Origin of the sequence: Micromonospora sp. NPDC000316, assembly GCF_042898885.1 — a bacterium.
Taxonomy (GTDB): domain Bacteria; phylum Actinomycetota; class Actinomycetes; order Mycobacteriales; family Micromonosporaceae; genus Micromonospora.
On the sequence record NZ_JBIAZG010000037.1, the window covers coordinates 1 to 7,593 of the forward strand.

The 7,593-nt window shown below is 55.9% G+C and carries 7 protein-coding genes; 1 reads left to right on the top strand and 6 read right to left on the bottom strand.

Annotation, left to right across the window (positions count from 1 at the left end; all coding sequences use genetic code 11):
* Positions 1-160: 160 nt before the first annotated feature.
* The 6 genes from ACFY2Q_RS29340 to ACFY2Q_RS29365 form a co-directional block, all read right to left on the bottom strand.
* A complete protein-coding gene (locus ACFY2Q_RS29340; protein WP_387135881.1) occupies positions 161-1,342 on the bottom strand; it encodes a mannosylglycerate synthase domain-containing protein in 1,182 nt (393 codons plus the stop codon).
* A 209-nt stretch (positions 1,343-1,551) separates the two neighbouring features.
* Positions 1,552-2,541, bottom strand: a complete 990-nt coding sequence (locus tag ACFY2Q_RS29345) for a hypothetical protein (RefSeq protein ID WP_387135883.1) — start codon at positions 2,539-2,541, stop codon at positions 1,552-1,554.
* A 284-nt stretch (positions 2,542-2,825) separates the two neighbouring features.
* Entirely contained in the window at positions 2,826-3,953 is a 1,128-nt protein-coding gene (locus ACFY2Q_RS29350) for a hypothetical protein (protein ID WP_387135885.1), read from the bottom strand.
* A gap of 9 nt (positions 3,954-3,962) precedes the next feature.
* Positions 3,963-4,502 carry an acyltransferase gene (locus tag ACFY2Q_RS29355; protein WP_387135887.1) on the bottom strand — a complete coding sequence of 180 codons (540 nt, stop codon included), beginning with the start codon at positions 4,500-4,502 and terminating at the stop codon, positions 3,963-3,965.
* 67 nt (positions 4,503-4,569) lie between these two features.
* On the bottom strand, positions 4,570-5,592 hold the full coding sequence (locus ACFY2Q_RS29360; RefSeq protein ID WP_387135889.1) for an alpha/beta fold hydrolase: 1,023 nt from the start codon (positions 5,590-5,592) through the stop codon (positions 4,570-4,572).
* Complete coding sequence (locus ACFY2Q_RS29365) at positions 5,579-7,027, bottom strand: AMP-binding protein (protein WP_387135891.1); 1,449 nt, start codon at positions 7,025-7,027, stop codon at positions 5,579-5,581. Before ACFY2Q_RS29365 ends, ACFY2Q_RS29360 begins: the two co-directional genes overlap by 14 nt.
* A gap of 474 nt (positions 7,028-7,501) precedes the next feature.
* On the opposite strand from ACFY2Q_RS29365, the gene ACFY2Q_RS29370 reads away from it, so the two are divergent.
* The coding region (locus tag ACFY2Q_RS29370; RefSeq protein WP_387135893.1) for a transposase at positions 7,502-7,593 on the top strand (92 nt) is incomplete at its 3' end.

Sequence of the window (7,593 nt, forward strand, 5' to 3'; positions counted from 1 at the left end):
GGTGAATCCCTGGTCGGCGAAGACGTGCCGGATCGAGGCGGTCATGTAGGCGCTGAGCAGGGCGGTCTTGGCGCCGTCGCGGTCCTGCCAGCTCGTCAGGTCGGAGGAGTAGTCACGACGCGCAGACACCGCGCTACCCTGCCAGTCCCGCCGGGGAAAGTCACCCCGCCACGCCGTCCACAACAGACCTTCTCAAACACGTTCTAACGCCAGCCCTCCGATATTGATCGATAGTTCGCTCCAAGTACCGCCGGCCATATTCATATCCACACAAAGCCACTTTTGTCGTATAGTAAAGCACCCGAGCTGACCAGAGTTTGAACAACAATTCCTCCCAATCGGCATCACCCCGGACGAAAGACGCCAGCAGTGAGGCATAGACGTCACCCCAGACGGATTCATCCATAAAGCCAAAACTGGGGCGGCTCAGATTTAACTCCATCTGGTTGAAGATCTGCGGAAAGTGCTCCTGCAGAAGAGCCACCTGAGTTGGCGTCCAGTTCGCCATCAAGAGGCTTAATGTCGACTCTACATCGAAGCCAATCTTCTCAGTCACCGACCGCGGGGCGACTGCCGCCTCCTCCGCGTAGTGCGTTCCTCGAATTTCGAGAGTTTCGCCCTTGAGCGCCTGCAAAGTTGCGAAACACTCGATAAGCATTGTGCGGAGATCGGCCAAACTATCGTAAAGCTTATGTTGTTTACCAGTAGGAACGTAGATTTCATAAACACTGAAGCCCAGTTTGGCGGAAGCAAACGTATAGGCCGTGTCAATACCCCAATCACTCCGCTCTACGACGCGGGCGTCGCCCAACATCCGTTCGGCAACCTCACGAGTTAGAATGACTTCGCCGCCAAGCGGTTGATTGATAGTCGCCAAGGAACTCTTAGGCCAGAGGAGCGCAAATCCAACGCGTGTAATCATCCACGTGATCATTGCATCGCATCTCGCCCGTGGATAGTTGTGCCTAACAACGTCGAAGCCTTGGTCAGCCACGACTCCGGCTTTCGTTATCCACTCGCCACTGAAGTTCGTGATATCGGCATCATAGAAGTGAATGTGGCTTAGCGACGTCTTGGAGACGAGGAACTTGAGACCCGTGTTCATGGCGTCGCCCTTGCCGCTTCGTTGCACTCCGATTCGATCTTGAACGACCAGAACAATATCAGTCCCGGATATCCGCCCGATCTCAGGTATTGCGGATTCCACTGAGCTATACGTCGACCCTCGACTCTCAGCGACGGCAAGGATTTGCCGAGTCCGCGGATGGTGCGCCGCGGTTTTAATATTTCCGACAACGACGTCTGCGCGTTCTTCCTTAAAAGGAAAAACTATAAGGCTCACAACTCTCCTCTTAGTTAAGATCCGGCGGGCTTCAATTCGAGCGAGCGAGTGGACCGCTCGGTGAGTTCTCGGTGCCGGCGCGCTAACCCGCCGACAGCCTAGACATCACCCGACTGCCTCAGGGCTAGAGTTATGACAGATTTGTGCGCCTTCGCGCGGCGATTCTTCCCATCTTGCACGGGAAGACTTCCATTATTAGGGCCAAATTGTTATGACCGTGCGAAAGGTTTCTCAGCCAACGCATCGACGTCCCGCAATCGCGCAAAAACATTATCCACGGTGTACCCCGCAGTGAGCCCTAGGGGTAAGAGGAGCCAGGCAAGCCGACGGATGGCTTCGGCATCCATCTGATCCGTGTTCACGAGTGTCTGCGAGCCTACGTATAGCATGCTTGCAAGGGTTCCAGCGCCAAGACCGCGGGCTACTGCCCAGGGTAGATTGGGCTCATCCGCCGATGCGTCGTTAATTAGGGCTCCGGCGGCTGCCATCAGCAGCGATCCTCCGACTAGGTATGCCACCGCTGTGAGGGTCGTTCCTGTGCCGTAAACCAGAATGACTGTTAGTGCTGCCACCGCGATCGCGATCACGGCAACCACACCATTGATGGTACGTGCCATTCGGGGACGAGATTCGTTGCGCTGAGCGGCCCGCTCGATCTCCAGAGCCTGAGAGCGCTGGTCCATCAAGCTGCCCACAAGATACTCGGCCGTGTCATCATTCCAGGGTGCCGCCATTCGACTAATCGCCTCGGCAGAGGCGTCGTTGTGGTATCGGTCGAGATACCGCCAGACACTGAGCGCGGAGCCGCCGAAGCAGGCCAGCGCGACCACTGGGATGCGCCGCGCGACCGCCAAAACCCCGGCGATCCGGGCTGCCCGCCCGCCGCCTACCACCACCAGGCCATCGGCCTCGAGTACAGCGCGGTAATACGACATCTCCCATTCCGCGGCCGGATCCGGTTCGATGCGTAGGACGTGCGCATGGTGCGGCGGCACCTCAAACCGCGTCACCTGGTCGAACGGCGCTTTCACCACTACAGCCGCCTCATCTTGAGGGCGCAGCGCGGCCAAGTAACCTCTGACGACGTCCTTCTCAATGTAGTCATCGGCGCTGGAGAACACCAGGAGATCGCACCCGGCCCGTGCCAGCTCTCGACCAATCTCCTCACAGGTGCCTGGCACCAGGTCGATGTCGTTCATGGCCGGCGTGTACTCGCGGTTCGGGTTAGCGCTGCCGATGACTACTACGGAGGGGCGCATTGGAGATCTCCTCATTTGAGCAACTTGAAGAGGTGTCAGGGAGTTGGTCTATTTCCAGCCTAAGGGAGAAGAGCCAAAGGTAGAACCGCCGCGTTGGCAGGGCGGCGAACGCACTCGCCTCTCGCCGGAGATCTCACGGCCCAATTGCCCAGGGCTTATGAACTAAGGGGGAGGATGGCTAAATGTAAACTTCTCGGAATCCGCTTTAAGCGAGGCGCCCGCCATTAGCCGAACCATATTTTTGTTGGATCAAGAATAGGAGTCACAACTTTCCGGTTCATCATAACCGTAACGGGGAAAAGCGCCTGTATCGAGTCCCGCATGGAGAAGCCCTTGGCTGCTGCAAGCCCTCGGACCAGCTCTGTATTCTTCAGTCCTTGAAACGAGTCGCCCAACGCTTTCGTAGCGGCGAGAGTGCCGAAGGTATGGCTACCAACACAGATCGCTACCCGTTTGCCTTTTCTAAATGGATTTGCGAAGAGGCCGAAGTAGCCTGCGTCTTCAACAACCAAACCGTCGTCACTATGCTTCACGCCGATCGTTACCGAACCACGCGTTGGGAGAGTCAAGGTCATGCCGTCAAGATCGTACTTAAGATCGATGGAGAGAATTCTAAGGAAGTCCCGAGTGACTACGTTGTTCTTCTGACCTCCGAGTAGGACGAGGTTGGAATCAAGGATGTCGTGGGCTATTGCATCGGAGATGTGTCGCTGGATTCCCACGTCTGGGAAGGCTCGCGAAAGGTACATCGACACCTCGATCAGCGCATCGCGGTCCTCCATATTGTCGACAAAGATGTACGCATTCGAAGTAGGGTCAGCGAATCGTGACTTTTCTGGCTCCGGCGAACAAATGATTGAAATGTCCGTCGGCACAGTGAACCACTCGCATCGGAAATCGGGTTCCACCATGGCGGCGCGGTTGAGGTCAACGAATTCGTTGACAAGCGATGAAACCCGATCCTGCAAACAGATTTCGAATCCCTCTTTCGAGGAGTAGCGCGCAACCGACAAATCTGCGATATCGGCTGGTATTCTGGATTCTTTTGTGTCTTCAAGAAGCACCAGTAACTTCTTCTTCAGAGCATGCGCGAAACCCAACTCATATAGAACGTTGGGGGAGTAAGCCGAAAGGTCGCAACAGAATATATGGCATGCCTGGATGCGGGAGCGTATGCTAATCGGCAAGGGTTCGCCGTAATCTGAGTCTTCGTAGTAAATCTCGCAATCGAAATCGCCGCGCCCCTGTGAGGCCCGCTTGACAACCCTCTCTATTAGAGAGCGCAACTCCAGCAGCGACACCATTTGCCCGTCGCGGACGAATTTGTGTGAAACAAAAAATCGCAGCTTCATAAATCTCGCCTATTCGAGATTCTCTACGCGTCCGGATATGAAGCCTCGGAATTCCGAAAGCGGTATGAGGCCCTTCTCGCAATACAGGTTCTCAGGCGGCACGTCACACTTGACTACCATTCCTGCCGCCACATACGCGCCCGCGCCAATGTCGATGTCGCCGACAACTAACGATCCTTCGCCCACGACTGCCCGGTCGTGGATACGCGGCGATGGCGAAGGTATCCCGTCAGTCAATTCAGTAAAGGTGCCGGGCGTGCGGTAGTTGTGCAAGATGCGTCCCAGGAAGCTCACATCGTCGCCGATCACGGTCCCCGTGTCGACACTCCCGCTAACAATGCAATGCTTTCCAATAGACACATTCTGATAAACTGCACCGCCATAGAGAAGCTTAGATTCATCACCCAAGATAGAGCCGGCCCCCACATGCCCGTAGTCCCTGATCTCGACACCATCGCCCAACGTTAGCGGTCCCCGTAGGGTGACATGGTGACCGATACGGACGTCCCAGCCAAGATTGACTGGAGATTCGGCAGAGGCTTCGATCACGCAGAACGCTCCTAGGTTTACGCGGTCAGAGGCATGCGACTGTGGACAAGTCGTGAAGAGCGTTTCTCTAATGACGAATGCGGGGCCTGACACTCGCACTCAACTCCTTCGCGATTCTCAATGCGGCGACTTCCCGATTTACAACCGTAGCTTCATCCCGTTGCTTCTGTGAGTGCGGCGCAGTGAAGGTGTGGTCCATATTCTCAAATGCAAAGAAGGTCGCGTTCGGTAATGCTGCGGCAAACTCACGTGCTTCATCACACGGCACGTCCGAGTCGGCTGCTCCATGAAAGAATAGAACCGGGAATTCAGGCCGAAGGAGTGCGAGTGTCTCGTCAATCTGCGTCATTTCTGGGAGCACGGACGCGGGAAGTGTCAGATTGGAATACGGCACGCCCCCATCCGCTGTCAAATGCAAGTCGGGGCTAACGCGAGCAAGATCGGCACGGTAATTGGTGACCGCGCACGACATCGCAACTAGATCGACGCCTTTGTGTACCCCCGCGATCAGGCTTGCCCCCGCACCGAAGCTATTCCCCAAGAGCATTGAGAAGCCACCATGTCGTTTGACCATCCAGTCATGAGCTGACTCGATTTCGCGCACGATGTCATATAACGAAAGATCGTTCATCGGGATGTTCGACCGGCCGTGTCCTTGGTAGTCCAGCGCGAGTACCGCAATATTCTTGTTTAGGGCTTCTAAGCAGAGAAGGTCATAGAATCCCCACTCATGCCGGTCCGCTGAAATGCCATGAACTAATACAAGACTCGCGATCGGGTTGTCAGGGCAATAGTACGAAGCTGGAGTGGGCGGATGGCCATGAGCGTCCTGGATCTGAACTTGTTCGGCGCGCTCAGCAACCAGAATCGACGCAACCGAGGTCACCGAACTGAGCCTCGCAAACGTTCGGGCGTCTTCTACCTTCCTACCAATGCGTTTTTCGATCTCGGCCATGATCGTTAGCTGGCCAAGGCTATCCCATTCCGGAATTGAGTACAGGCGAGAATCACTGCGAACCTTACTGCGAGCGATATCCAACGCAGATGCGACCAGATTCTCAGCATCCTCAATGATCTCAGTCTTTTCCATTCCCATACCTTCCTAAATCTAGGCTAATTCTAGTACGATTAATCTTCCCGTTCGCATTCCGAGGGAGCGAAGGCAGGGAAGAGATCAGCGACGGATGGAGCCACTCCGGCAGATGTTCGGAAAATGTCGCTCTGATCCGGGCTGGTTTCGGCGCATCGTTCAGTTCCTCGAATACCAGGTGCAGGTGTTCGCCATCTTTGAAAGCCACTGGGTTTGAAGCACCTGCGAGGCGTGCAATCGCTTCAATTTCCCCTAGGTCAACCCGCTCTCCTTTAATCTTGACCATCCGATCGCCACGGCGAGTGAAGAATAGTTTGCTATCTTTTAGGTGGAGGATGTCTCCGGTTTGGAAGGTTCTGGTCTGGCGGCCCTCAATCGTGCAGTAGCCAAATTCTTTCCCTGGGCCCTCGACGTAACCTGCGGCGATTCGGTCCGAGATGATTATGCACTCAAGTTCACCGTAAGTATCTCCGGGTTTCAGTAGGATTTCCCAGCCTGGGATTGGTTTCCCAAGCGGCATTGACTCGTATTCAAGGTCCTCCGCAGTTACCTCGTGGGCCATGAAAAAGAGCGTTCCCTCGGTCGGGCCGTAGGTGTTTATTATCCGAGCTTCGGGATAGATGCTGCGCAGTTGAGCAGTAGGCTCGCGATACAGAGGTTCTCCGCAAAACGTGAATACTTCTGGCGACTTTGTTATTCCCTGACCGTGCGAAGCCACGAGAAATGGGATGGCTGACGGCACCGAGTGCCAATGGGTTATGTCAAATCTTTCGATCGCATGACTTGGCAGGAGTCGATCGAAGCGGGAACTAAGTGCGACTAGCCTTCCGCCAGCGGATAGGACCGTTACAATGTCAACTAAAGTAAGGTCGAACCCCGTACTCGAAAATTGTGCCCACCGAGTATCTACGTCTACACGGTAGAACGGAATTGCCCAGTCGACGAACCCTGCTAGCGCGGATTGCCTACCTCTAATTAGCTTCGGAGTTCCGGTACTCCCGGAGGTCGCAATATAGTAGTGTGCGTCCTCGCTGTCACCTGATGGGTTTAAGTGAAGCGATTTCGGCGAGACGACCTTGGATGACAAGGTTGGGATGCCACTCAGAGGTTCCGAAGGGCTCGTGATATCTCCCAGAATCAACGGCCTTTCAAGCTGTCGGCATACCTCACGAATTCTTGGGAGAGGTGTGGCCTCGTCAAGGCAACAGAATGGCAGGCCCAGGACGAGGCATCGGAGGATTGCCGCGTAGTACAGTGGCGACTTCGGAAGTAGGATAATCAGGACATGAGTTTCATATCCGCCCAGTACATGATCCAGTCCGGCCGCTAACTGTTCGAGTTCGGAGTATGAGGTCTGTTGACCCGTAGCTGCTTGGACGACGGCGATGCGGTCTGTGTGATCGATAAGTGCTTGCCCGAGTCGGTGGCGCATCATCCCCCACTCCCACAGTCGTAGGCTATGCAGGGCGTAGTGTAGCGAGGCTTCGCCTCATTTCTAGCGTTCGTGACCAAGGACGTCCGCGGTGTCGGATACACCCGTCTGGGGGCGGGACGCGGTGTTGATCTATTCGCTCAGCGCTATCCGTGTTGGTTAACGTCAGCCCGAAGACGCAGAAGTGCACTCTGACCAGGGAAGTACCCGCAAGATCTCTTCGGTCAAAGTGAGCCTTTTCCAACCTGACGGTGATGGTCACGGCACGTGTGGTTGGCCGGTGTCGACATAGGACGAGGCTCCCGGTAAGGCAGCGTTCGACCAAGATCTGATGCTCAACCGGGAGCCTCGCTGTGCTGTCTTACCCCGCTAAGAGCGTGTTTGAGAAGGTCTGTTGTGGACGGCGTGTCGGGGTGACTTTCCCCGGCGGGGCGGGCTGGGTAGCGCGGTGTCTGCGCGTCGTGGCTACCCTCCGACCTGACCGATGCCCAGTGGGCGCTGATCGAGCCGCTGCTGCCGGAGCCGAACACGGACGGTCGGCGGGAGAAGCACCCGCGGCGGGAGATCGT